Source organism: Flavobacterium aureirubrum, assembly GCF_038739835.1.
Taxonomy (GTDB): Bacteria; Bacteroidota; Bacteroidia; order Flavobacteriales; family Flavobacteriaceae; genus Flavobacterium; species Flavobacterium aureirubrum.
In genome coordinates this window covers 1-1352 of record NZ_JBCGDO010000070.1, presented here as the reverse complement: position 1 = coordinate 1352, position 1352 = coordinate 1, and the positions used below count along the sequence as shown (strand labels likewise).

2 protein-coding genes are annotated in these 1352 nt (G+C 37.7%); both read left to right on the top strand.

All coding sequences use genetic code 11. The features are described 5' to 3' along the window. A partial coding sequence (locus tag WFZ85_RS15955) for a T9SS type B sorting domain-containing protein (RefSeq protein ID WP_342697246.1) occupies positions 1-127 on the top strand: 127 nt, incomplete at its 5' end. Between the two features lie 392 nt (positions 128-519). Next, on the top strand, positions 520-975 hold the full coding sequence (locus WFZ85_RS15950; protein ID WP_342697245.1) for a hypothetical protein: 456 nt from the start codon (positions 520-522) through the stop codon (positions 973-975). Positions 976-1352: the final 377 nt, after the last annotated feature.

The following is a 1352-nucleotide window of genomic DNA, read 5'->3' as shown; positions in this document are numbered from 1 at the left end:
AGGACAGGGTTGGGATGGTACCTACAATGGACAATTACTACCTTCCACCGATTACTGGTTTACCGTAGATTATTTAGAACAAAACGCAGTTAAACAGTTTAAAGCGCACTTTGCACTGAAACGATAATCAAAAAACCACTCGCGAGAGTGGTTTTTTTTTGATCAGTGTATCAATAAGGTTATGCAAATGTTGGAATAATGCATGTTGGTTGATACAGTTTGTTTGACTAGCGTATAAATTTGAGCTAACTTGTTTTATCTCACGAAGACACAAAGGCGCGAAGGTTTTTAGCCACAGATGCACTGATTTTTTTCACCGCTAATTACACGAATTAAGGTAAATTTTGGGGGTTTTAGCCACGGGTTGGAGGGATTTTACGGGGTATTGTTATATATCGTTGTACTATTTGGTATTGTTTTGATAGCATATGTAAACGGTACATATACGATACATATACGATATACATACGATATAACTATATATTATCATTATCTTTGCTAACTTTAAAAATATAAGAAATGGCAACTCAAAAAGGAATTATTCCTCTAGTAGGCACAATTGGTGGTATCAACTTTTATTTTAGAAAAGGGAAAGCGGTGGCTCGCCGTGCAGGAGGAGGATTTAATGGAAAAGCAATAAAGAGTAAGCCAAGTATGGTAAGAGTAAGAGAAAACAATTCCGAGTTTGGTGATTGTTCTAAGGTGAAGAAAGCATTTAGAATAGCTCTTACTCCTTTTTTGAGTCGTTATAAAGAAGGGACTTTACATGGTCGGATGATGCAGTTGTTTCAAGGGATTAAGGACTGTGATACTTCTTCTGTTAGAGGTTCTAGAAAAATAGGTGTGGGCATTACTACAGTTGCTGGTTTTGCCTTGTTTAAAAAATTTCAATTTACGCCTAAATGTGACGTGAGCGTCGTGGTGCCTATGAATGGTATCTACGATGCAGTAGCTTGCGTGTATGTCTTGTCCTAAATTAGGTTTAAACGAATATCTAAATTTATTAACCCTCGCAGTCCCGACGCTTCGGGATTAACCCTGCGAGGGTTGGGGTTGGAATACCTTTTGGTAATTACTCTACTACTTTATTTCTTTCTTTCATCAATCTATCGGTTTTGGAGAGGTATTTGTTGCTACGAAGTTGGGAGGCTTCGCAGACCTGGTTGTTTTCATAAGGAATAAGTTATTTAAAAAACAACCCACACACTGCGTGCGGGTTGTTGTGTTGTTATTGTTAATGGGTAATTAATAGTTTTTTTTGTGCTATAATGCGGTCTTGGTGATACACTACTATAAGGTATACACCATTAGGATAGTGCTGGGTGTTCATTGTGAGTGTGCCAGTGGTTTGG

Excerpts from the sequence above, each read along its gene's own strand:
- WFZ85_RS15950 (WP_342697245.1), top strand. The coding sequence starts at position 520 with ATGGCAACTCAAAAAGGAATTATTCCTCTAGTAGGCACAATTGGTGGT.